This is a genomic window from Arenibacter lacus (genome assembly GCF_008711145.1).
Taxonomy (GTDB): Bacteria; Bacteroidota; Bacteroidia; order Flavobacteriales; family Flavobacteriaceae; genus Arenibacter; species Arenibacter amylolyticus.
In genome coordinates, this window is the sequence record NZ_VVIN01000182.1 from 1 (window position 1) to 1,047 (window position 1,047).

General features: G+C 38.0%; 1 protein-coding gene. It reads left to right on the forward strand.

Annotated elements, in window-relative coordinates:
* Positions 1 to 114: 114 nt before the first annotated feature.
* Positions 115 to 1,026, forward strand: coding sequence for an IS982 family transposase (locus F1E73_RS17045; RefSeq protein ID WP_150452668.1), 912 nt, complete (start codon positions 115 to 117; stop codon positions 1,024 to 1,026).
* Positions 1,027 to 1,047: the final 21 nt, after the last annotated feature.

A 1,047-nucleotide genomic window follows, 5' to 3' on the forward strand; every position in this document is an offset into this window, starting at 1 on the left:
ACCTGAGTTCGATGTAAGAATTTCGAATATTATTGGGTTTTTACACCATAGAAAAAGCGGAAATTTAGTATATTTAAGTGTCTAAAAATCAAATATTTAACTAAATTATCCGCTATGATTTCCAATGATAAAATTACTGAAATTTTCTTCAATATTGATGAGTTTTCTAAGGTTTTTGAGCCTGCTCTAAGACAAAACCTTTTAACACAGGGCAAAAAGACTAGAAATAGACCCGGTAGGATGTCCAGTAGTGAGGTGATGACCATTTCAGTTATCTATCACTTGAGCGGCTTTAAGAACTTTAAGCATTTTTATATTTTTTATGTACAGAAACACATGGAAGATAAATTTCCTGAGACCGTGTCCTACAATCGGTTTGTTGAGCTGATGCAGGCCAATATGCTGCCGCTCGTGCTTTTTATGAAGACTTGCTGTCTTGGGAAATGCACAGGAATATCCTTTGTGGACTCAACACCTGTAAGGGTTTGCAATAATAAGAGGATAAACAACAACAGGGTTTTCAATGGTATCGCAACCACGGGCAGGTCAACGATGGGGTGGTTCCATGGTTTTAAGCTCCATCTGATCGTAAACGATAAAGGCGAGGTACTCGATTTTGTTATTACCCAGGCAAATGTGGATGACAGACAACCGCTAAAAGAAGGCAATGTTCTAAAGCGGATTTTTGGAAGCCTCTATGCGGACAAGGGCTATATCTCGAAGGATCTTGCGGCGATGCTATTTGAGGACGGTCTACACTTGGTTACAGGCATAAGAAACAATATGAAGAATGTACTGATGACCCTCAGGGACAAAATACTACTTAGAAAACGCTCAATTATAGAAACCATAAACGATCAGCTTAAAAATATATGTGACGCAGAACACTCTAGACACAGGAGCTTCGGAAATTTTATAACTAATCTTGTCTCAAGCCTAATAGCTTATTCGTTCCAAGAGAAGAAACCGGGAATCAAATTTGAAAAAGAGCAAAATCAAAATGGACAATTAGCATTATTTTGCTAAATGCTTATCCCGAACTCAGGT

Bases quoted from the DNA above. Each gene is read 5' to 3' on its own strand.
- F1E73_RS17045 (WP_150452668.1), top strand. From the start codon at position 115: ATGATTTCCAATGATAAAATTACTGAAATTTTCTTCAATATTGATGAG.